The organism is Basilea psittacipulmonis DSM 24701, from assembly GCF_000743945.1.
GTDB lineage: Bacteria > Pseudomonadota > Gammaproteobacteria > Burkholderiales > Burkholderiaceae_B > Basilea > Basilea psittacipulmonis.
In genome coordinates this window covers 1,240,903-1,262,433 of record NZ_CP009238.1, presented here as the reverse complement: position 1 = coordinate 1,262,433, position 21,531 = coordinate 1,240,903, and the positions used below count along the sequence as shown (strand labels likewise).

General features: G+C 39.6%; 20 protein-coding genes and 1 tRNA gene. 12 read left to right on the top strand and 9 right to left on the bottom strand.

Annotated features, from left to right (window positions below; all coding sequences use genetic code 11):
* Window positions 1-4 precede the first annotated feature (4 nt).
* The 5 genes from IX83_RS05480 to csm6 all read left to right on the top strand — a co-directional run bounded on the left by IX83_RS05480 (window position 5) and on the right by csm6 (window position 5,482).
* Window positions 5-1,624 carry a hypothetical protein gene (locus IX83_RS05480; protein ID WP_038500045.1) on the top strand — a complete coding sequence of 540 codons (1,620 nt, stop codon included), beginning with the start codon at window positions 5-7 and terminating at the stop codon, window positions 1,622-1,624.
* 1 nt (window position 1,625) lies between these two features.
* The gene (cas6, locus tag IX83_RS05475) at window positions 1,626-2,558 is read left to right on the top strand and encodes a CRISPR system precrRNA processing endoribonuclease RAMP protein Cas6 (protein ID WP_038500042.1); all 933 of its coding nucleotides are present in this window, start codon (window positions 1,626-1,628) and stop codon (window positions 2,556-2,558) included.
* Window positions 2,559-2,615: 57 nt separating this feature from the next.
* Window positions 2,616-2,921 carry a CRISPR-associated protein Csx16 gene (gene csx16 / locus IX83_RS05470; RefSeq protein WP_038500039.1) on the top strand — a complete coding sequence of 102 codons (306 nt, stop codon included), beginning with the start codon at window positions 2,616-2,618 and terminating at the stop codon, window positions 2,919-2,921.
* Entirely contained in the window at window positions 2,911-4,092 is a 1,182-nt protein-coding gene (locus IX83_RS05465) for a Card1-like endonuclease domain-containing protein (RefSeq protein WP_077315903.1), read from the top strand. The genes csx16 and IX83_RS05465 overlap by 11 nt, the downstream gene beginning before the upstream one ends.
* 244 nt (window positions 4,093-4,336) lie before the next feature.
* On the top strand, window positions 4,337-5,482 hold the full coding sequence (gene csm6, locus IX83_RS05460; protein WP_038500033.1) for a CRISPR-associated ring nuclease Csm6: 1,146 nt from the start codon (window positions 4,337-4,339) through the stop codon (window positions 5,480-5,482).
* A 230-nt stretch (window positions 5,483-5,712) separates the two neighbouring features.
* On the opposite strand, the gene IX83_RS05455 is transcribed toward csm6, so the two are convergent.
* From IX83_RS05455 to IX83_RS05440, 4 genes are all read right to left on the bottom strand, one after another.
* Window positions 5,713-5,788 (bottom strand) — tRNA-His (locus IX83_RS05455).
* Window positions 5,789-5,953: 165 nt separating this feature from the next.
* Window positions 5,954-7,138 (bottom strand): JmjC domain-containing protein, encoded by a 1,185-nt coding sequence (locus tag IX83_RS05450; RefSeq protein ID WP_038500030.1) that lies wholly within the window; start codon window positions 7,136-7,138, stop codon window positions 5,954-5,956.
* Window positions 7,135-9,699 carry a DNA mismatch repair protein MutS gene (gene mutS, locus IX83_RS05445; RefSeq protein ID WP_051919666.1) on the bottom strand — a complete coding sequence of 855 codons (2,565 nt, stop codon included), beginning with the start codon at window positions 9,697-9,699 and terminating at the stop codon, window positions 7,135-7,137. The genes IX83_RS05450 and mutS overlap by 4 nt, the downstream gene beginning before the upstream one ends.
* Before the next feature lie 70 nt (window positions 9,700-9,769).
* Complete coding sequence (locus IX83_RS05440) at window positions 9,770-10,528, bottom strand: RNA methyltransferase (RefSeq protein ID WP_236620600.1); 759 nt, start codon at window positions 10,526-10,528, stop codon at window positions 9,770-9,772.
* Window positions 10,529-10,584: 56 nt separating this feature from the next.
* Here IX83_RS05440 and IX83_RS05435 point away from each other — a divergent pair, with 56 nt between their 5' ends.
* Window positions 10,585-11,373 carry an inositol monophosphatase family protein gene (locus IX83_RS05435; protein WP_038500025.1) on the top strand — a complete coding sequence of 263 codons (789 nt, stop codon included), beginning with the start codon at window positions 10,585-10,587 and terminating at the stop codon, window positions 11,371-11,373.
* Entirely contained in the window at window positions 11,373-12,215 is an 843-nt protein-coding gene (locus tag IX83_RS05430; RefSeq protein WP_143244814.1) for an undecaprenyl-diphosphate phosphatase, read from the top strand. Before IX83_RS05435 ends, IX83_RS05430 begins: the two co-directional genes overlap by 1 nt.
* 10 nt (window positions 12,216-12,225) lie before the next feature.
* Here IX83_RS05430 and IX83_RS05425 read toward each other — a convergent pair whose 3' ends face one another.
* Genes IX83_RS05425 through IX83_RS05415 form a run of 3 tightly spaced genes read right to left on the bottom strand, consistent with a single transcriptional unit; the run spans window position 12,226 to window position 13,993 of the window.
* Window positions 12,226-12,972: a UDP-2,3-diacylglucosamine diphosphatase gene (locus IX83_RS05425; protein ID WP_038500018.1), complete on the bottom strand. Its 747-nt coding sequence runs from the start codon at window positions 12,970-12,972 to the stop codon at window positions 12,226-12,228.
* Window position 12,973: 1 nt separating this feature from the next.
* Complete coding sequence (locus IX83_RS05420; RefSeq protein WP_038500016.1) at window positions 12,974-13,474, bottom strand: peptidylprolyl isomerase; 501 nt, start codon at window positions 13,472-13,474, stop codon at window positions 12,974-12,976.
* Between the two features lie 24 nt (window positions 13,475-13,498).
* Window positions 13,499-13,993, bottom strand: coding sequence for a tetratricopeptide repeat protein (locus tag IX83_RS05415; RefSeq protein ID WP_038500013.1), 495 nt, complete (start codon window positions 13,991-13,993; stop codon window positions 13,499-13,501).
* A gap of 60 nt (window positions 13,994-14,053) precedes the next feature.
* On the opposite strand from IX83_RS05415, the gene cysS reads away from it, so the two are divergent.
* From cysS to IX83_RS05390, 5 genes are all read left to right on the top strand, one after another.
* Entirely contained in the window at window positions 14,054-15,499 is a 1,446-nt protein-coding gene (gene cysS, locus IX83_RS05410; protein WP_143244813.1) for a cysteine--tRNA ligase, read from the top strand.
* 17 nt (window positions 15,500-15,516) lie between these two features.
* Complete coding sequence (locus IX83_RS05405; protein ID WP_051919357.1) at window positions 15,517-16,167, top strand: DNA-3-methyladenine glycosylase family protein; 651 nt, start codon at window positions 15,517-15,519, stop codon at window positions 16,165-16,167.
* 3 nt (window positions 16,168-16,170) lie between these two features.
* Window positions 16,171-17,130 carry an acetyl-CoA carboxylase carboxyltransferase subunit alpha gene (locus tag IX83_RS05400; RefSeq protein ID WP_038500007.1) on the top strand — a complete coding sequence of 320 codons (960 nt, stop codon included), beginning with the start codon at window positions 16,171-16,173 and terminating at the stop codon, window positions 17,128-17,130.
* Window positions 17,130-18,206, top strand: coding sequence for a tRNA lysidine(34) synthetase TilS (tilS, locus tag IX83_RS05395; RefSeq protein WP_038500004.1), 1,077 nt, complete (start codon window positions 17,130-17,132; stop codon window positions 18,204-18,206). The genes IX83_RS05400 and tilS overlap by 1 nt, the downstream gene beginning before the upstream one ends.
* A 584-nt stretch (window positions 18,207-18,790) precedes the next feature.
* Window positions 18,791-19,318 carry a methylated-DNA--[protein]-cysteine S-methyltransferase gene (locus IX83_RS05390; RefSeq protein ID WP_051919354.1) on the top strand — a complete coding sequence of 176 codons (528 nt, stop codon included), beginning with the start codon at window positions 18,791-18,793 and terminating at the stop codon, window positions 19,316-19,318.
* Window positions 19,319-19,605: 287 nt separating this feature from the next.
* On the opposite strand, the gene IX83_RS05380 is transcribed toward IX83_RS05390, so the two are convergent.
* On the bottom strand, window positions 19,606-20,514 hold the full coding sequence (locus IX83_RS05380; RefSeq protein WP_038499998.1) for an ABC transporter permease: 909 nt from the start codon (window positions 20,512-20,514) through the stop codon (window positions 19,606-19,608).
* The gene (locus IX83_RS05375; protein ID WP_038499995.1) at window positions 20,511-21,497 is read right to left on the bottom strand and encodes an ABC transporter permease; all 987 of its coding nucleotides are present in this window, start codon (window positions 21,495-21,497) and stop codon (window positions 20,511-20,513) included. Before IX83_RS05375 ends, IX83_RS05380 begins: the two co-directional genes overlap by 4 nt.
* Window positions 21,498-21,531 lie beyond the last annotated feature (34 nt).

The following is a 21,531-nucleotide window of genomic DNA, read 5'->3' as shown; positions in this document are numbered from 1 at the left end:
ATAGATGAATCCAATCAGTTTTTTTAAACACTATCAGTTTTATATCACACCGATTTCACCGATTCATATGGGAAATGGTGAAGATTTCGAGCCCATTAATTATGTGCTTGATTATGATGAAAACGTGCTATATGGCTTCGATCCGAGTCATATAAAGTTACCAGAAATAAAGCGGAATGAATTGTTAGATCTTGTTAATAGTGCCAATCCCTCAATTGCTTCGATTCAACGCTTTTTTTATACGATAAAAGATAAGGCAAAAAAACAGGCAAATTATCTCACTTTGGTTTCTCGAGCTGTGAAAGATGACTTTGAGAAAAAGATTGGCAAAGAGGTGAATCCTGGGGTTGAAGATAATATTTATAATCAATTACAAATTGAACGCACTAGTTATCATCCGATGTCACATCTGCCTTTTATACCCGCTAGTGGTTTCAAAGGTGCGTGGATGACGGCGATCCTAGATTACTTGTCTAAAAAAGACGGGGTAAAAAAAATAAACGATCCGCAAGTTCAGGATCAAGCACTCAAAAAACATTATCTGGGTGATTTTGGAGAGGGAATAGGTGTGTTATTAAAACCAGCTGATTTTAATGCCACCTCGATGAATGCACAAACAAAAGTCCAATATATCGTTAACCGCAGTAAAAAAGACTCTAAAGCAGATATGCCTGCAGGTATCCCTATTCGCCGTGAGTGTATCGAATCAGGGCAATACCGTGCTTTTTCGGGTGAAGTGGTGCATTATGATCATCCTAAAAAGCAATCTCATCCTTCACAAAAACGTTCCTTTAACGAAATGGTGAGGATGTGCAATGTCTATTATCGTCGTTGTTTTGACGAAGAATATAAATTTTTAGTCAATCAATCTTATATTGATCAAAATTGGTTGAAATCCGTAAAAAGTTTACTCAAGAATTTAAACCAGGCATTCGATAATGCTGAAATGATGTTAATCCGATTGGGTCGCAACACGGGGGCAGAGTCTAAGACCTACAGTGATAAAAGCATGCGTCAGATTGAGGTTAAAACAGGTAAAAATACATTCGAAAAATTAGATCATACGACTTCAATATGGTTGGCCAGTGACAAAGGTAGAACAGGGAACCACAGTACGCTACCTTTGGGGTGGGCGATAGTGGAAATTAATCCTAGTGAAGAAAATAGTTTGTTAGCGTCTTGGAGTTTAGAACATGCTCCCAAGGTGTTTCTTGATCGTGAAAAAATCATGACTGAACGTCGTGAACAACAACAGCAAGAACGCGAGAATGCTCAGAGACAAGAAGCTGAACGCTTGGCTCGTGAAGCTGAAGAAAATGCTATGAAAGCGGAACGAGAAAAGATGCAAGCATCGCTTAATGAACATCAGAAATCAGTGTATGAACTGAAAATTAAATTTGAGGATGCGACGGAAGTTCAGATGTACACGAACTCTCCTTTATTTAAAGAGTTTCAAACATTACTTGCACAAGCAACCGCTCCTGATTCGACTTGGACAGCCGAAGATAAAGCTTTTATGGCAGAGCAGTTGACTTATCAGCTAATGATTAAAAAAGCGGTGAAATTCCAAGGTATGAATGAAAGAGATTTTAGAAAAAAATTCACTAATAAATTAAAAAATTAATATGAGTTCTGAACTGCCTTTAAATATGGATATTGCCCGTTTTCGTTTTTCATTTCAGGTAACTGAACCCATCAGCTTACCTGAATATGCGGGTTCTAAGTTAAGAGGGGCGTTTGGTCGTGCATTGAGAATGATTTCTTGCATGACCAAGCAAAAGGATTGCCACGCCTGTCCGTTGTACCGTTCCTGTCCTTATCCACAAATTTTTGAAAAACCAGCACCACTAGAACATCATTTACAAAAGTTTAGTCAAGTGCCGAATGCTTACGTAATTGAACCGTCTCAATGGGGACGGGCTCATTATGAAGTTAAGGATATTTTGTATTTTGATATGGTCTTATTCGGACGTGCTATTTTTCAAATGCCCTTAATTGCCTATGCTTGGAAAAGGGCCTTTGAACGTGAAGTTGGTCATGGCAAAGCTGAACTTATCGATGTGCATTACCTTTCGCCTAACGGTAATGTGATATCGATTTATGAAGAAGATAAGATTGTGCTACCGTCGATAGAAACGATTGAGATGCCGACACCCAGCGATAAATTGGTTTTAAATCTTCATACCCCGTTGAGATTGCAGCATAATGGACAGCCTTTGAACAATACACAAGTGACGATAGAACGTTTTGTGATTACTTTGGCTAAACGTTTAATTTTGTTGGCTGAGTTTCATGCCGATCAAAAACTAGAGATTGATTTCGCCGAATTAAAAGAAGCCATTGCTCAGTTAAAAGACGAGAAACAGCTGTATTGGAAGAATTGGACGCGATATTCCTCACGTCAAAAACAAACCATGGTGTTAGGCGGCTTAATGGGGACTTGGGAATTATCAGACGTTTCGCCTTTAATCTATGAACTCATTTATTTGGGTCAATGGTTGCATTGTGGGAAGAATGCAACGTTTGGGCTAGGGGGCTACACCGTTACAAATTTGTAAATTCATCTCACCGCTGAATGAATATTTTATGATGATGTTTATTCAAAAGGAGCATGAATGACAACTTGGTTTATTTCACGACATCCCGGTGCCAAAGCGTGGGTCAAGCGTAAAGGTATCAGTATCGATCGTTGGTGCGATCATTTGTCGGATATTCGTGACATTCAGGCAGGTGATGTGGTGATGGGAACCTTGCCGATTCATTTGGCAGGAGAAGTTTGTGCAAGAGGGGCAACGTTTTATTTTTTATCTATTGAGATATTACCTCATCAACGCGGGCAAGAATTGACGGCTGATGATTTAAATAATGGTCAGGCTCGATTGATTAAGTATTTTGTGAAAAAGGAAGAACATGATGAATAATTCAACTCGTCCAGATACGCATTTTTGTTTAGTGTCTCAAGAGGCAGCCGCTAATTTATTACCTTTGTTGGATAGTAGCTTTAAGCCCACGAACGTGGTGTTATTGGCTTCTGAAAAAATGAAAAGTAAGGCAGAGAATTTAAAGAAAGCATTAGAAAAACATCGTATCGTGGCAAATGTAAAAATCGAGCCTTTTAGTGATGGCCTGTCTATCGCGGAAATGAGCAAAAGACTATATGACATAATGGGTAATTATAAGGAGAAAAATATTGCTTTAAACGCAACAGGTGGCACAAAGTTGATGAGTATTTTGGCTAACAACGTATTCACAGGCTTTGATAAGCCAGTATTTTACTTGGATTCCAGCAATGGGGAAGTGATCTTTTTAAATCACCCTGATACAAAAGAACCGTTTGTACATAAATTGAAAACTAAGGTAGAACTGCCTTTGTACTTTGAATCCTATGGTTTGACATATATCGATGATGAGAAGAAAAAGGCGAGTTCGTATAAATTTATTGATTTGTTAATTAAAGAGTATCGTAAGTATCAAGATACGGTGAGAACTTTAAATTATTATGCAAGCAAAGCTCAAGGTTTTAAAGCATCGCTTCAATCTCAAGATAAAAAAGGCGTATTTGCGGACTTATTAAACACCTTAGTGGAAGATGGGTTGATTCGATTTGATGGTCATGTGATCGATTTTAAAAATCATAAAAATTGTGAATATTTAAAAGGGATGTGGTTTGAAGAACGTTGTTACACGGCTGTTAAAGAACTTCAAGATACTCAAAAGAACGAAAAAATTCAAGACCTACGTTTAAATGTAGAAATAGGTTCGATTTCTTATGATGAAACACAAAAAAAACATATGAATGCTGGTAAAAACAACGAATTAGATGTTGTGTTTTTGGCTCATAACTTTGTTCATTTGATTGAATGTAAAACCGCTGATGCAAAATCAGAAAACAGTCAGGATTTCTTATATAAATTAGAAGCATTAAGAAACTGCGGAGGTAGCTTTACTCGAAACTGTCTGATTAGCTATTATCCAGTAAATGAAAATGTCAAAAAAAGAGCTAAAGATATGAGGATTAAGGTTATTGATGGTGAACATATCATGAACATGAGAAACGAAATTAAAAATTGGATTGACTCAAAAACTCGATAACATCGAGCGATAAACGAGTAGAGGTGTTTTGAGATGAACAATCTTTGCTCGTTAAAAAAAATGATGACAAGAAGCAGATCTTGATAAACGCTGTGAAATAGCGATAAACGAGCAGAGGTGTTTTGAGATGAACAATCTTTGCTCGTTAAAAAAAAGATGATGACAAGAAGCGAATCTTGATAAACGCTGTGAAATAGCGGTGAACGATAAGGTAGTTGTTTTAGAAATTAGGATAGGGAAATTAATGGTTGCTCAAACATATTCAAAGAAAATATTATTGTCCGTTACAGGAATGTCGCCAGCTGTGGTGACAGAGACGTTATACGCGTTGGTACATGAAAAGAAAATGATTCCGACAGAAATCCATGTTATCACGACTTTAAATGGTAAGAACAAAGTGATGTCTGCGTTATTGGGGATAGAAGGGGGCAGACAAAAGAGTAAAGGAGCGTTGGCTGAATTTTGTGAAGATTATAATTTGCCACCGATTAAGTTTGATGAGTCGTGCATTCATGTGATTACCAATGAAAACGACGAGGAACTTTCTGATATTAGGACCCCTCAAGAAAACCAATTGGCCGCTGATGTCATTATTGGTTTAGTGGGAGATTTTTGTCGTGATAAACAGACACAGGTTCATGTTTCCATCGCGGGTGGTAGAAAGACGATGGGATTTTTTATGGGATATGCATTGTCCTTATATGGTCGTGAGCAGGATTCATTGTCACATGTCTTGGTGTCGAGTGATTTTGAAAATCTACCTAATTTTTATTACCCTAAACCTCAACCTTACATGATTAACGATTTGCAAGGACGTGAGATTGATGCCTCACAGGCCAAGGTTATGTTGGCTGAAATTCCATGGGTAAGACTTAGTCAAGGTTTTCCTGAAAGCTTATTGCAACAAAAATATTCTTATAGTGAAACAGTTCAAAAAATGCAGGAGTTATTGCCTCCTTATTCCATCACGTTTATTTCTCCCGTTGATGATCGAAAAGTGAAATTTGGAGAGTCCATTACCGAATTGTCACCGAGAAGTTATGCGTTTTTACTATCAGTATGTTTGTTCAAACACTACGGTAAAGCATATTCTTATCATGAAAAAGGTAATAGCTTGGAGTTAATCGAAGCGGTTTATGGCGAGATTATGGGTTTTTACGATAAAAGCACTTGGCGTTTTAAATTGAATAATGCGAAGTCTTTGTTGGCTGATTCGCGAACAGAGCTACGTAAAAAGTTGAATGAATTATTTGGTGTGAAACGGGATAAAATGCCTTATTTACCGAGTGCGACAAATTCCACGTACTATATCGATATAGATATCACAAAGATTAATTGGAAAGCGATAGAGAAAGATCTAAAAGATGTTCTACCCTTTTTTGAAACGTGATAACCGCGGTACATAATGCTGTGTGGCTTGGGGAGGCGTTTGTAAAACTGGAATGAGCTTGTGGATTAGCTCAGTTAAGAGGTGCCTACTACCAGTAGCGTTAAGTCTTCTGTATCGTCATATTCTTTTATGATGAGGTGGGCTAAGAGATGTTGTGTTGCCACGAAAGATATTGATGAGTTGTCGGAAATAAAAAAACCTGTACAACGAATATACAGGGTTAGGAATTTTGGGGTGACTGATGGGGCTCGAACCCACGACAACCGGAATCACAATCCGGGACTCTACCAACTGAGCTACAGTCACCAAAGAAACGATAATTATACAATAGTTTTTTTAAATGTCCAATACGTTAAAGTATAAAACTTAAATTCTTATCATTCCTGCAACACTTCTCTTGCCTTAATACGCTTCATACCTATCCGTGTTTGAATGGCTTTTATCGAGTCAGGCATGCAAAGTAAATGATAATTAGGCCATATCCATCCAACCTGCGTCTAACCAATCTGTTAACAACGATAAGGTGTGTTTATCGGCATCTTTAAACTCAATAATGGGAATAGAGCGTTCATCGGCTAATTTACGAATGGCTGGCGATTTAGAGATAAAGCATTCGCCGTTAAAGTAAATTTCATCGCCGTAATATAGCATCTTACTGGCTTTATTGAGTTTCAATACAAACCCCGTTTCTAAAATGGCTTCTAAATCAAAATTTAAATTAATCGAAGGCATAAAGAGTGCTAATTGGTTTGGTTCACTCATTTGAATCCCAATAAATCGAGCAGCAAGATGATGATCAAAGGTAATTTTTTGGGCCAGTTCTACGGCTTTATTGATCATAAGCTCGGGAAGTTGGGCAGGTGTTTGAGTCGCTTTTTGGCGTTTATCATGATAGTCGCCACGGAAGTTAGCGATACGCTTAGGTAAAGGCGGTTCAGAGTACGTGCCATAGCCCATTCCCGCATAACTTGAAATTTGATCGGCAGCCGCTTCTAACATACCTCGAGCTAAGTTGGCACTGGTAATGGTGCGGAAACCAAAAGAAATCGTCATACAATCATTCGTTTCGGCAATGCCGTCGTGAGCACAATGGGGTGGCAAATAAAGCATATCGCCCGGTTCCAAAACCCATTCTTGTTCGACTTGGAAATTCTTTAAGATACGGCAGGGTAAGCCAGGAATCAGCTCTTTATCTGTTTGGGTGCTGATACGCCAACGACGTTTACCTTGTCCTTGAAGCAAAAATACATCATAGGTATCAAAATGAGGACCAACCCCACCACCTTGAGTTGCACAGCTAATCATCACATCATCAAATCGTGCATCGGGAATAAAACGAAAATGCTGGATGAGATCTGAAATTTTTTCATGATGAATATCAACGCTTTGAACCAGTAATGTCCAATCAGGTTCTTTAGCAGGAGGGTAGGATTCAAAAGGGCCTTGCTCCATGTTCCATTGGCCTTTTTCACGCCATACGAGACGTGATTCCACCTCATCTTTTTTGCCCAGTTGATGAAGATCTTTAATACTGATGGGTGGTTTGAAGTTAGGAAAAGCTTGGCGGATGAGCAAAGGTTTCTTTTGCCAGTAATCACGCATAAACTCGGCAGGACTGATGTTTCCTAGAAGAGTGATGGGTTCGTTGATATTCATGATGGTTCTCTCAATGTTGATTGTAAGGTATAGACTAAATCTAGTGCTTGTTTAGGGGTGAGATCGTCTGGATGATGTTCATTTAACAGCTGCTCCAGTTTTTCGTATCGCTTGGCTTTTTCTGCCTGTAGAGGGTCGATCTCTGTTTCCGTCGTTAGATTCTCAAATAGATCTAACTGAATATGAGCAGGTACTTGGGCTTCTAATTTTTGTAACTCTTTTTTGGCAAGGCGTATCACGCTTTCTGGTACTCCAGCCCTTTGTGCAACGTGAATACCATAACTCTGGTTAGCCGCACCATCTTTGACTTCGTGTAAAAATACAATGCCACGATCGCTTTCTGTGGCGGTCAAATGGACGTTATGACACTCAGGGTATTTCTCGGAAAGTTTTGTCATCTCAAAATAATGGGTGGCAAAAAGAGTCAATGATTGGTTTTTATCAATCAGATGACATGAAATGGCCCAAGCCAAGGACAGGCCATCGTAAGTAGAGGTACCTCGTCCGATCTCATCCATCAGCACTAAACTCTGATGGGTGCTGGAAGACAGGATATTGGCAGCTTCGGTCATCTCCATCATAAAAGTAGAGCGTCCGCTGGCCAAGTCGTCTGCCGCACCAATACGCGTAAATATTCGATCAATATCACCGATAGTGGCATTAGAAGCAGGGACAAAACTGCCGATGCGAGCTAATAAAACAATTAACGCATTTTGTCTCATATAAGTTGATTTACCGCCCATATTGGGACCAGTAATCATCAACATTCTTTGCTTGGGACTCAGTAAGCAGTTATTGGGGGTGAAATGTTCTATCGTTTTTTCTACGACGGGATGGCGACCATTCTCGATATGAATAATGTGTTCATCGCTTAAATGCGGGGCTATCCAATGGTTGAAATAAGCATGATGAGCCAGTGATATGTGTACATCGATGGTTGCCAAACTCTCTGATATGCTCATCAGTGTTGGAACGATTGTTGATAAATAAGTTAATAACTCATCGTAAATTTGTTTTTCTTTAGCTAAGGATCGTTCTTTTGACGATAGAATCTTATCTTCCCACTCTTTTAACTCGGGAGTGATAAAACGTTCAGAGTTTTTTAGTGTTTGACGTCGTCTGTAATCATCGGGAATATGGGCCGCTTGAAGTTTACTGACCTCGATATAAAAACCGTGTACACGATTGTATTCAACTTTTAAAGTCGTTAAACCTGTGCGTTCTTTTTCTCGTTTTTCAATGTCGATGAGTACCTGTCCACTGTTTTCGTTAAGCTGTCGCAATTCATCTAGTTCTGCATCATAGCCGTCTGCAATGACATTACCATCGCGAATAAGTGTGCTAGGTTCTTCTTTTAGCACGGCATTTAATTTTTCTTGATATTCAAGAGGCAGCGTTAAGGCATCACAGATGGGATCTTGGTAATGCTGAATTATCTCTTTGATCAAAGGGATGACTTTTATGGCATCTCTAAGACTGGCTAATTCTTTAGGTCTGACGGTTTTGAGTGCGATTCGTGTGGCAATACGTTCAATATCTGGAATCTCTGACAAAAGCTGTTGAAGCCTGTTTGGACTGATGTCTCGTTCACCTTGATGTGAGTGAGCAAAAGACTCAAAGTACTGTTGAATTCTTTTTTGTCTTTCCTGAATAATGCTGGTTTGGCGAAGTGGGTGATGTAGCCAATATTTCAGCAAACGACTTCCCATGGAGGTGGCACAATGATCCAATAAAGAAAATAAGGTAGGGTTTTCTTCACCAGATAAGGTTTGGGTAATCTCTAGGTTTTTTCGAGTAATGGGGTCGAGAATTAGGTAGTGACTGCTTTGATCAGAGGTAAGTTTTTCGATATAGCGAAGTTCATCTGACTGAGTGTTTTGGGCATATCGTAATAAGGCACCTGCTGCTCGAGCCGCTAAACTTTCATCCTCAATACCAAAGCTTTGTAACGAGTCAATATGAAAGTGTTGACATAGTCGAGTAGTGGTATCTTTCTCATCAAAATGCCATTCGGGAATATGTGAAAACGCACAAGCATAATGAATAGGATGGGTTTGGTTGTCAGGATAGATAATCTCAGCGGGGTTAATTCGATTGAGCTCGGAGTCAAGTTCTTGTAACGAACATTCCGAACATAGGAAACGCCCATTAGATAGGTTTAACCAAGCCAAGCCCACACGTTTTTTTTTGATGAATAGACTTAATACTAATTTGTCAGCTTTGGCAGGTAAAAGGTTGCTGTCGGTCAATGTGCCGGGGGTGATAATGCGAACGATTTTACGCTCGACGGGGCCTTTGTTATTCACATCACCTACTTGTTCAGCGATCGCCACACTTTCACCGATATTCACTAAGCGAGCGATATATTGTTCGGCGGTATGAGCAGGTATGCCAGCCATGGGGATAGGTTGTCCAGCAGTCGTGCCTCTTTTGGTTAAGGTGAGATTTAGTATTCGAGATGCCTTGAGTGCGTCATCAAAAAACATTTCATAAAAATCGCCCATTCTGTAAAACAAAAGCATATGAGGAACTTCTGCTTTCAAGGCAAGATATTGACGCATGGCAGGGGTGTGATTTTCTAAATCTTTATCCACTTGTAAGAACCTTTTTTATAAAACAAAAAGTATAACATTATTGATTATTGAGGTGTTTTTTGGTTTTTAAAATTTGAGTGCAGACACCTCTTAACATCGCGACTTCTTCAGTGGTGAGCTGCGATTTTGAAAACAAATATTGCATGCGAGGGATGAGTTTTTTGGGGTGTTTGGGGTTTAAAAAATCAATCTCGATTAATGCTTGTTCCCAATGTTTTAAAAAAGCTTGTATTTGTTCATGTGTGGCAGGTGTTTCTTGGCGAGATGAGGTGATGGGAGTCTCAGAATGATTTAAAAGAGCATAATGCACTTCCCATGCTAGTACTTGCAAGGCCTGCGAAACATTTAATGAACTGTATTCGGGATTGGCAGGAATATGGCAAATATAGGAACATAAGGCAATTTCCTTATTCTCTAAACCTGTGCGTTCTGTGCCAAAAACCATGGCAATCGCTTCGTTTTGATGTAGGTGTTGACTGCTTAATTCTGCACATTCACGTGCATTGATAACAGGAGGGCCCATATCGCGGTGTCGTGAGGTGAGTGCAAAAGATAGCGTGGTGCCATTTAATGCCTCTTCAAGAGTATGAACGATGCGTGCTTGATCAAGTACATCGCTGGCTCCACTGGCTAAGGCAATGGCATCAGGATGTTGTCGTACGTTTGGATCTTTGGGATGGACTAATACGAGTTGAGAAAAACCCATGGTTTTCATTGCTCTGGCGGCTGCCCCGACATTTCCAGGATGGCTTGGTCTTACCATCACAAAACGACAGCCGTTATGTAAAAAATTCATGAGAAAAACCTCTTGTATTGTTATAATAGACATTTTACTCAATATTAAGATACAAAATGCAGCCAATGCTTTCTATTGCCGTAAAGGCAGCTCGACGTGCGGCTAACGTGATTATTCGCGGTAGTCTAGATATGGAAATGAACAAGGTAGAAGTAACCCGTAAAAGTTCTAATGACTACGTTACTTCTGTCGATTTTGCAGCAGAACAAGCGATTATTGAGGTGTTGCAAGAGGCTTATCCTGATCATGCGATTCTTTCAGAAGAAACAGGTTTAATCGGCGATGAGCATGCAGAATACCAGTGGATTGTTGATCCTTTAGATGGAACAAGAAACTTTGTTCACAATATCCCTGATTATGTCGTATCCATTGCGGTGCTAAAAAATGGCGTTGCCCAACATGCGGTTGTTTTTGATCCCATTAGAAATGAAATGTTTACGGCTAGCCGTGGTAGTGGCACGTTTTTAAATGATCGTCGTGTCAGAGTGTCATCATGCCGTTCATTACAAGAGGGTATTTTAGTTGGTCGTTTGCCTATTTTTTCAAAGGCCGATCAGACGGTTAGAACAGAGTTTTTAACCTTGATGAAGTCTATGGCCGCTTATCGTCAGTTTGGTTCGAGTATCTTAGAACTGGCTTATATCGCAGCAGGACGTATTGACGCTTTATGTAACTATAATTTGCGTCCTTGGGATCTTGCCGCTGGCGTGTTGTTAATCCAAGAAGCAGGCGGTTTGGTCGGTGATTACAAAGGCGAACAGTCTTGGCAGGAAAAACAAGAAATTATCGCGGGTAATCCTAGAGTCTTTGCCAAAATGGTCCAAGTGTTGAATACAGAAGCATGATGGATGTTTGGTATTTCATTAAATCGGCTATTTTAGGTATAGTTGAAGGGGTTACTGAGTTTTTGCCGATTTCAAGTACGGCTCATTTGCTTATCGTGGGAAAATGGCTGTCCTTTGATTTGGATTCATTTCAACTTTATGCGATTGTGATTCAGTTAGGGGCGATTTTAGCTGTGATTGTTTTATATCGCCAGCGAATTACTGAATTAATCGTGGGCTTTTTTACAGGACGACCATCCGATCGTAAATTAGCCTTGAATTTAATTTTGGCTTTTTTACCTGCGGCATGTATCGGATTATTGTTGAATCGTTACATTAGCCAGTTATTAGAAGGAAACTTCTTTGTTTATGCCTCTACTTTGTTTTTAGGTGGGTTAGTGATGTTATGGGTGGAACGCCATCCTGTGATGTCAAAAGCTGCCCAAAAGGATAACGAGGTAGCAGGTAAAGATTTAGATAAAATCACTTGGAAACAAGCACTCGTGGTAGGATTTGCCCAATGTCTGGCCATGATTCCAGGCACCTCGCGTTCAGGTTCGACGATTGTGGCGGGGATGATGGCGGGTATTCCTCGAAAAGTGGCGACGGAATTTTCTTTTTTTCTTGCCATTCCCACGATGATTGGTGCAAGCACATTATCACTGATTAAACAGGGTGCCCAGTTAGAAGTGGCTGATCACCTCTATGCCGTGATCATTGGCTTTGTATTGGCTTTTGTGAGTGCTTTGTTTGTCATTCGAGTGTTAATGAGATTTTTGTCACAGCATTCTTATCGTCCTTTTGCATGGTATCGTATTGCCTTAGGCTTGTTTGTGGCCGTTTGGGCGTATTGGATACTGTAACGACTGACTATTAATAGGTAAGGGCTTGAACCTTACCTTTTTCTATTTTTATAAAGCCTGCTCGATTAAAGCCTTTGTCTTTTTCCCAATCATGCAACACCCAGCGTTGATATGGACGATCATTTAATAAATACAAGACTTGTTTAGGATGATGCGTATGTCCATGTATCATGGCCGTGACGTGGGGATAAGTATTAAATAAGTCTTTTACAGTTTCTTCGTGAACATCGGCAGTTTGAGGGATATAGGGCTTTTGACGACTTTTTTTGCGAGCAAATTCACCTATCCATTTTCGTAATGATTTAGGAAGAGCAAGGAAAATTTGTTGGATCCAAGGTCGATGGGTAAATGCTCTAAATCGCATAAACGCTTGGTCGTGCGTGCAGAGTTGATCGCCATGCAAAATTAGGTAGGTATGACCTTCGTTTTCGATGAAGCAGGTGTCGTCTAATAAAGTAGCATCAAGCTCATTCGCTAGTCTTTGCCCAATGAGAAAATCCCGATTACCTCTACAAAGATAAAGTTTAGCGGGGTGTCCACTGGCCTGACGAGCCTGATGAAATTTCTCTAAATCGTAGCTGGGACAATCATCTCCGACCCAATAATCAAAGATGTCGCCTAATAAAATAATGTGATCGGCTTGTTGATAGGCTTTTTCTAAAAACTCAAAAAAAGCCTGACAAGTTTGGGGAATATTAGGCCCTAAATGAATATCCGAAGCGATCCAAATAGAGCCTGTTAAGTGAAATGTTTTCACGTTAGTCAATGATCTTAGCTGATTTAATCACGACTTCTTCAACAGGAACATCGCGGTGAAAACCATGAGAACCTGTGCGAACTTTTTCGATTTTGTCAACAGTTTCTTGACCCTCAACAACTTTACCAAATACGGCATAGCCATAACCATTGCCATTCGGAGCCGTAAAGTTTAAGAAATCGTTATCTGCAGTATTGATGAAGAACTGAGCGGTTGCAGAATGAGGTTCTGATGTACGAGCCATCGCAATGGTGTATTTGTCATTACGAAGACCATTGTCTGCTTCGTTTTTAATTTCAGCTTTGGTTGGTTTTTGTTTCATGCCAGGTTCAAAACCGCCACCTTGGATCATAAACCCTTTGATCACACGATGAAAAATGACATTGTTGTAAAAGCCATCTTTTACATAGTCTAGGAAATTAGCGACCGTGATCGGTGCTTTTTCATCGTCTAGTTCGACCGTGATGTTGCCATAATTAGTTTCTAACAGTACTTTACTCATAACTATCCTTTATAAAAATAATTGCTATTCCTTAGATTGGAGCTTTTTGAGGTTTTTCAAGGGGGCTGATAAATCGGGATTGGTGACGATTGATTTTTTAAACAATGCAATGGCTTCGTCAATATTCCCTTCTTTGGCTTTAATAACGCCGATATTATTCCAGATCTCTGCTAACTCTGGATAGGATTCGCTCAGTTTAGTGTAGATTTTTAGGGCGGTTGCAGTGTCGCCTAACGTCTCATAAGCACGTGCTTTCAAGGTCTCGATCATGGGATCAGATGTGGCCTTGTTTAATTCTTTAAGAGCGGCTTTGGCATTTTTAGATTTGATCAAACTATCCATTCTTTTGTAAAAGGTGGTTTTACTTTCGGGGATAGAGGTGTCCACTGAGGGCGTGATTTTTCCGAGTTCTTTATTTAGCCAACGCCATCCCTCGCCAGCATGGGCAGGTGCGTGAGTAAGACATAACAAAAGACACAGCAAGCCTGTTTGACGAATACGATTCAAATGTATATTCACGTTGATGACCTATTTGAGTGATAAAATTATAGACTTGTTCGATTATATTATTTTAACCTAATCATGCAAATTTATAATTCGCTTAGTCGTAAAAAAGAAGTCTTTGAGCCATTACAAAAAAATCATGTGCGTATGTATGTGTGTGGGATGACCGTATATGATTTTTGTCATTTGGGACATGCTCGAATGTTGGTAGGTTTTGATGTGGTGGCGAGATGGTTAAGACAGATAGGTTACACCGTTGACTACACGCGAAACATTACAGATATTGACGATAAAATTATTCGCAAAGCAGTGGCACTGAATAAACCATTGGCGGATATTACTCGATTCTATACGGATGCGATGCACGCTGATGAAAAAGCTTTGGGCGTGATTGCACCGACTCATGAACCGCGTGCAACGGAACATATTTCTGGGATGTTAAGCATCATTAAAAAACTTGAAGAAAAACAGCTGGCCTATCAAGCAAAAGACGGTGATGTGAATTATGCGGTAAGAAATTTTCCTCAGTATGGTAAGTTGTCAGGACGTTCCTTAGACGATTTGCGTGCAGGAGAACGCGTGGCGGTTTCTGATGCTAAAAACGATCCGCTAGATTTTGTGTTGTGGAAATCGGCTAAAGATTCGGAGCCAGAAGATTCTAAATGGGCTTCTCCTTATGGCTTAGGGCGACCAGGTTGGCATATCGAATGTTCGGCCATGAGTATGGAATTGGGCTTGCCTTTAGATATTCACGGCGGTGGTCCAGACTTGAAATTCCCACACCATGAAAATGAAATTGCCCAAAGTGAAGGGGCGTTTGATAAGCCGCTGGCTAATATTTGGATGCATTGTGGTCCATTGATGGTGGACGATGAAAAGATGTCTAAATCATTGGGTAACTTTAGAACAATCCGCGAAGTAATTGGGGTTTCGCCTGAGGCGGATTCGCCAAGCTATTCAGTGAATCCAAGAGAAGCTGAAATGCTACGTTTTTTCATTATCCGCAATCATTATAGAAGTCCACAGAACTTTACGCCTGATAATTTGATCGAAGCCCAAACGGCATTAGATCGTTTATACCAGTGTTTATTAAACTTGGGAGTGTCTTCAGAAGTTAGTGTACAGTGGGATTCTGAGTATGCCAAACGCTTTGCTCAAGCTATGAATGATGACTTTAATACGGCTGAAGCGGTGTCGGTTTTATTTGAGTTAGCAAATGACGCCAATCGTCTTCAATCCTTAGAAAAAGCACAGGAACTAAAAGCATTGGCAGGTATATTGGGATTGTTACAAGAAAATCCACAAGTATATGTGAAGTCTGCTACACGCTACTCTAAACACCAAACACAAGTGAATACAGCCTTAACGGATGAAGCGATTGAATCATTGATTCAGGAACGTGCGGATGCGAAAAAAGCAAAAGACTTTGCTCGTGCAGATGCGATTCGTCAATCTTTGAAAGAAGCGGGTATTGAACTGGAAGATAAGGCAGGTGGTATCACTCAATGGCGACGAATATAGGTATATCTTTTTGAAAAATGAAGTCATCTGTAGATAAATCGTCATTGGCGTTTGAAGATTATTGGACGAAAGCGGTGGTGGATTTAAAGCAAGCTGATAAAATTTTAGGTAAAATTATCAGTTTGAATGAAAAGAAATTGCCCCAGAAACAAATGGACGCATTTTCAACATTGGCTCGTTCTATTGTGGCCCAACAAATCTCTACGAAAACGGCAAATAAGATTTGGTCGAATTTTGAAAGAGAATTGTGCCAGCGACAAGTTGAACCTAGCGTAGTGCTGAAACTGTCTGAACAGGCGTTAAAGGGTATCGGAATAGGTACACGAAAAGTGGTTTATCTAAAAGATTTGGCAATTTATTTTCAAAATGAATGGGTGACACCTTCTCATTGGTCTAAAATGAGTGATGATGAGATCGTGAAACAGCTTTGTGCGATAAAGGGGATTGGACCTTGGACCGCACAGATATTTTTGATGATGTTTTTACAGCGTCCTAATGTTCTACCTATTGTTGATTTAGGATTGAAAAAGGCGATTGAAAAGCATTATTTTGGAGGTGAAACAGTTACGCCAGCTGTCATGAAAAATTTAGCACAAGCATGGCAACCATGGTGTACTGTCGCCACTTGGTATTTATGGAAAAGCCTTGAGCTAGACCAAACGGAATAAGTTATGAAAAGAACATTTTTAGATTTTGAGCAACCGATTGCTGAATTAGAACATAAGGTAGAGCAGTTAAGACATATGTCGTCTGATTCTGCAGTGGATATATCTGAAGAGGTGGAGAAGCTCCAAGAAAAAAGTGAGGCTTTAACCAAAAGTATTTATAGTAAGCTAACACCTTGGCAAACCGCTTTAGTGGCACGTCATCCACAACGTCCTTACACCATGGATTATATTAACGAGATCTTTACCGATTTCCATGAATTGCATGGCGATCGTATGTACGAAGATGATCAGTCTATTATCGGCGGATTAGCTCGTTTTAACGGTGATGCGTGTATGGTGATTGGACACCAAAAAGGACGTGACACTAAAGAACGTGCAAGACGTAATTTTGGTATGCCAAAACCTGAAGGTTATCGTAAAGCCAAGCGTTTGATGAAGTTGGCAGAAAAATTTAAATTGCCTATTTTCACGTTTGTGGATACACCAGGAGCTTATCCAGGTATTGGTGCTGAAGAAAGAGGTCAATCAGAAGCGATTGGTCATAATCTGTATGTAATGGCGGAACTTAAAGTGCCAATTATTGCGACGATCATCGGTGAAGGTGGTTCTGGTGGTGCTTTGGCTATTGCTGTAGGTGATGTCGTTCAGATGCTTCAATACTCAACTTATGGTGTGATTTCACCAGAAGGTTGTGCTTCTATTTTGTGGCGTAGTGCTGATAAAGCCTCAGTTGCGGCTGAAGCTTTAGCGATCACGGCTCCTCGTTTGCACGAACTGGGTTTAATTGATGAAGTGGTGCCAGAACCAGTAGGTGGGGCCCATCGTAACCCTCAAGAAGCGGCTGCTTTACTCAAGAAGAGTTTGGTTGAGCATTATCGTAAATTGAAAAACCAACCCAAGAAACAATTGCTTGAAAAACGTCTCAATCGCTTGTTGTCTTACGGTCAATACCAAGAAAAATAATGCCAACATTTTCAGGTGAAAAACAGCTAATAGCCCATCTTGGAGCCTCTTCCAAATGGGCTATTGCCTTTAGTGGCGGAGCGGATTCTTTTGTACTACTGGTTGAACTAGAAAAAATTATCCGAACGCATTTTGCTAATAAGATTGAATTATTAGTTGTGCATGTTCATCATGGTTTATTGGAACAGGCCGATGAATGGGCACAACGATGTCGTTTGCTTTGTCAACAGTTGAATTTGCCTTTAGTGGTGAAATATGTCACGGTCGATAATGTAGGCAAAGGAATTGAAGCAGCGGCCCGAAAAGCAAGGTATCAAGCCTTTTCTGATATTGCAAACGAATATGATATTCATCATTTTATGACGGCTCATCACTTACAAGATCAAGCGGAAACATTGCTGTTTCGTATGTTAAGAGGTACAGGAGTGGCGGGCTTGCAGGCAATGTCAGAAACGACTTCTTATGAGCATTACCAGCTTCATAGACCGTTTTTGATGGTTAATAAAAAAGAAATTGTAGAACGTGCCGATAAATGGTCAAAAGCCTTGAACTGGGCTTATATTCAAGATCCTAGTAATCATGATACACATTACGCAAGAGGTGTTTTGCGTGAACATATTATTCCTGTTTTGAATCAAAACTGGCCGATGTGGCAAGAAAACTTGCTTCGCCTATCCGATATTATGAAACAAGAACAACATTTGCTAGAAGAACTGGCAGAAAGTGATTATCGATATGTGGCGGGTTTATGCGATGATACAACGAAGTGTTGTAGTGATGAGGTTGGTGAGTTGCCTGATGGTGCGGGTTTGAGAGGGGATACGAGTTTAATATTATCTAAACCATTGAATATCGCTTCTTTGCGTCAATTAAGTCCTGAACGTCAAATGAATTTATTACGATTTTATTTACAAAAAAATGGCTATAAAGCACCTACCCAAGCACGATTATTAGAATGGATTAAACAAATCAACCAAGTTCATCAAATGGGCACAGATAGGGCGGCAAGATTAAGTCAAGAAGATGTTACTTTGGTGTTAAAAGATAGGAAACTGCGTTTCTCGACATCTCAATGAAGATCCAACCACTCTCAGCTTTAAATTCGATCGGTCAAATCATGGTTTTTATAAGCAAATGACGGATCGTTTAATTTGAACAATATTGGAAAAAAAGAAGAAATTACAATGCGTATCTGTGGAGAGGTTGATGGACGCGAAAATTATAGTATTACGAGATGTTTAGGATACGTCGAGACTGCCAAATCCTAAGTTGACAGATGTGAAAATTGTAGTGAGGAAAGCACTATTATTCACGAGAATAAGAAAAAGGCTACATTTAATAGTATTCAACATCGGTCTCGGATCACAAATCCGAGGGAGGTTGAATCTACAAACGCAGCCTCTGATTACGATTATACATAAAAACCAATTTTAAGACAAGGGGATTTTATTAATTGTTGGATTTTGTTAATTATTTTGATGGGCGTGGTGTAGATATTTAAGAAACGGCGATGCCAAATCTTTAAGTGAGTTGTTAAAGGGTAATAAACAGGCAGGTAACGAAGAACTATCGGGACAACATGGATCCTGATCTCAAATCAAGGTAACGTTGGGCGTACTAATAGAGATAAAATAAAGTTTTATTGAGTTTTTTGATTTAAATGATCGTTTATTCTACTGAATGCTTTGATTTTGCTTGTGTGTTGTTAGCGACTCAAGATGATGAGATTGTGTTTTTGGGCCTATTTGAGGGGGAGTGCAGTGACTCGTTGGCTTGGGCTGATTTGAAATGCATGTATCCGAATGATGAATTTATTGAGCGACAGACGATCTTACACAAAGAGGTGTTTGCTTATTTACACCATATCGGTTCTCAAGAAATTAGACATTTTCCAATGCGATTAAAAGGAACTGTATTTGAACAAAGTGTTTGGCAAGCTTTGATGACAATTCCACCTCAATCGTTTGCTAGTTATAAAGATATTGCCATTAAAATTGGTAAGCCCAAGGCATTTAGGGCAGTAGGGAACGCCATCTCCAAAAATCCTATTTCGATTTTAATTCCTTGTCATCGAGTGATAGCTCATCAAGGCGGAATAGGAGGTTATCACTGGGGTTTAGACATAAAAAAAGCATTATTAACGGCAGAGGGATATGATCTTTCTTGCCTCAAAAAACATGCATCTTAAACCTCATTTCCAAAAATAATTCTTTACTGCAAAATAATATCTCACCCATAAGAGATAGGTACGTTGAGTCATTAGACAGATAATGCATCGAATACATCACGAATGCATCGAAAAATAATGCGAGCTTATTGCAGAATGTGAACGACTTTTTTATATCGAAAAAGTAAAGGAGTGTCGCATCGCTATCGTGATACACCCCCCCCCTCATCATGGCTTATTTTTTTATAAAGAACGTGGACAATGCTTCATTCCTGTATCCAACAGGTCGCTGTCACTATCTGTCACCATCATCCTTTATACAGTTTTGGATTAAAGACATCTCTTAGCCAATCACCTAATAGATTAACGACTAAGGTTAGGATAATTAGCATAATGCCAGGGAATAAGGTAATCCACCATGATCCCGAGCTAATATAATTAAAGCCATTTGAAATCAAAGAACCGAGTGATGGTTTATCGGGAGGCATGCCGAGTCCTAAAAAGGATAGGGCAGCTTCACTCATGATCGCATTGGCAATTTGTACGGTTGAAATAACTAAAATCGGCGATAGGCAATTCGGTAACATGTGTTTGAACATAATGCGTTTGGGAGGTAAGCCCATGACTTTAGCCGCTTCGATATATTCTTTGCTTTTTTCAGCTAATGCACTGGCCCTGATTGCTCGGGCATATTGAGGCCATTCAGCAATACCGATAATGATGATCAAAATAATTATTGCATTGTCTGCAAAAAATGCGGTGCCAAATAATGTTTTAAAAATGGCAGAAATAATAATAGCCACCATTAGGGTTGAGAAAGATAGTTGAATATCAGCAATTCGCATTAATAAGTTATCAACCCATCCGCCATAATAAGCAGACAAAAGGCCGATGAGCACCCCTAAAATCATTTGGGCTAGTACCGCAAAAAAGCCGATGGTTAATGAAGTGCGAAGACCATATAAAATGGTGGATAAAATATCGCGTCCTTGTTCATCTGTTCCTAATAAGAAACGTTCATCATAACCATTTAGCCCGATGGGTGCTAACTCAGAGTCCATAATATCAATGGTTGAGAGATCATAGGGATTATGAGGGGCTATCACGGGAGCAAACAAAGCAGCTAAAATAATTAATGCAAGTACGCAAAAGGAGAAAATCGCCACTTTGTCATGTTTAAAATAATAAAAGAAATCACTTTGCAAAAACTTTTTCATGATTTACCTCCGATATTTTTGACACGAGGATCAATCAATCCATAAATAATATCTACAACGGTATTGGTGAAGACAAAGATAAATCCTACAAAAATAATATAGGTCGTAATAAGTGGCACATCGGCACGATTAATGGCATATAAAAATAAATTCCCTAATCCAGGCCATTCGAACACTCTTTCGGTCAAAATGGTATAAGCAATCATGGTTCCCAGTTGTACGCCTCCCACTGTAATGACAGGAAGCATGGTGTTTTTTAAAGCGTGTGTGTAAAAAATTAAACGTTTGGGTAATCCTTTGGCATAAGCAAAACGAATGTATTCTTGTCCAAGCGACTCCATCATTTCACTTCTAATTAAGCGAATAAACAAAGGTAACATAATGGTTGATAAGGCGATGGATGGCAGTATAAGATGCAAAATCCCATCTTTGGTTAATAAGCCTGTTGACCAAGCACCATCGGAGAATTCGACCACTTCACCTCTGCCAAAAGAAGGTAGCCAACCTAATGTCTGAGAGAATATATACAACAATAAAATAGCGGTCAAAAACACAGGAATAGAAATCCCAATGGTAGAAACACCCATAATAATTTTGGTGAGCCAATTTCTGGGATGAATGGCGGCATAAATTCCTAAAGGAATGGATAAACCGATGACGATAACTGCGGTGACAAAGACAAGTTCTAATGTAGCGGGGAGTGCTTCAAAAATTAATGCTATCGTTGGTTTTTTATAGAAGTAACTATTGCCAAAATCGCCATGAGTGACGATGCCAACAATATAGTTCCAATACTGTACTAAGAAGGGATCGTTAAGTCCTAGTTTCTCTCGTAAGAGTGCTTTATCTTCAGCTGAAGTCATCAGTCCAGTCATTTGGGCCACAGGGTCGCCAAGGTTTTGCTGGATAGCAAAAGCAATAAACGAAATGGCGAGCATGACAATCAGCAGTTGTACTAGGCGTTTAAAAAGAAATGTCAACATATTTTTATATCTTTAAGCAAATATCAGGGTGCGA

Excerpts from the sequence above, each read along its gene's own strand:
- IX83_RS05480 (WP_038500045.1), top strand. The coding sequence starts at position 5 with ATGAATCCAATCAGTTTTTTTAAACACTATCAGTTTTATATCACACCG.
- cas6 (WP_038500042.1), top strand. The coding sequence starts at position 1,626 with ATGAGTTCTGAACTGCCTTTAAATATGGATATTGCCCGTTTTCGTTTT.
- csx16 (WP_038500039.1), top strand. The coding sequence starts at position 2,616 with ATGACAACTTGGTTTATTTCACGACATCCCGGTGCCAAAGCGTGGGTC.
- IX83_RS05465 (WP_077315903.1), top strand. The coding sequence starts at position 2,911 with ATGATGAATAATTCAACTCGTCCAGATACGCATTTTTGTTTAGTGTCT.
- csm6 (WP_038500033.1), top strand. The coding sequence starts at position 4,337 with ATGGTTGCTCAAACATATTCAAAGAAAATATTATTGTCCGTTACAGGA.
- IX83_RS05450 (WP_038500030.1), bottom strand. The coding sequence starts at position 7,138 with ATGAATATCAACGAACCCATCACTCTTCTAGGAAACATCAGTCCTGCC.
- mutS (WP_051919666.1), bottom strand. The coding sequence starts at position 9,699 with ATGCGTCAATATCTTGCCTTGAAAGCAGAAGTTCCTCATATGCTTTTG.
- IX83_RS05440 (WP_236620600.1), bottom strand. The coding sequence starts at position 10,528 with ATGAATTTTTTACATAACGGCTGTCGTTTTGTGATGGTAAGACCAAGC.
- IX83_RS05435 (WP_038500025.1), top strand. The coding sequence starts at position 10,585 with ATGCAGCCAATGCTTTCTATTGCCGTAAAGGCAGCTCGACGTGCGGCT.
- IX83_RS05430 (WP_143244814.1), top strand. The coding sequence starts at position 11,373 with ATGGATGTTTGGTATTTCATTAAATCGGCTATTTTAGGTATAGTTGAA.
- IX83_RS05420 (WP_038500016.1), bottom strand. The coding sequence starts at position 13,474 with ATGAGTAAAGTACTGTTAGAAACTAATTATGGCAACATCACGGTCGAA.
- IX83_RS05405 (WP_051919357.1), top strand. The coding sequence starts at position 15,517 with ATGAAGTCATCTGTAGATAAATCGTCATTGGCGTTTGAAGATTATTGG.
- IX83_RS05400 (WP_038500007.1), top strand. The coding sequence starts at position 16,171 with ATGAAAAGAACATTTTTAGATTTTGAGCAACCGATTGCTGAATTAGAA.
- tilS (WP_038500004.1), top strand. The coding sequence starts at position 17,130 with ATGCCAACATTTTCAGGTGAAAAACAGCTAATAGCCCATCTTGGAGCC.
- IX83_RS05390 (WP_051919354.1), top strand. The coding sequence starts at position 18,791 with ATGATCGTTTATTCTACTGAATGCTTTGATTTTGCTTGTGTGTTGTTA.
- IX83_RS05380 (WP_038499998.1), bottom strand. The coding sequence starts at position 20,514 with ATGAAAAAGTTTTTGCAAAGTGATTTCTTTTATTATTTTAAACATGAC.
- IX83_RS05375 (WP_038499995.1), bottom strand. The coding sequence starts at position 21,497 with ATGTTGACATTTCTTTTTAAACGCCTAGTACAACTGCTGATTGTCATG.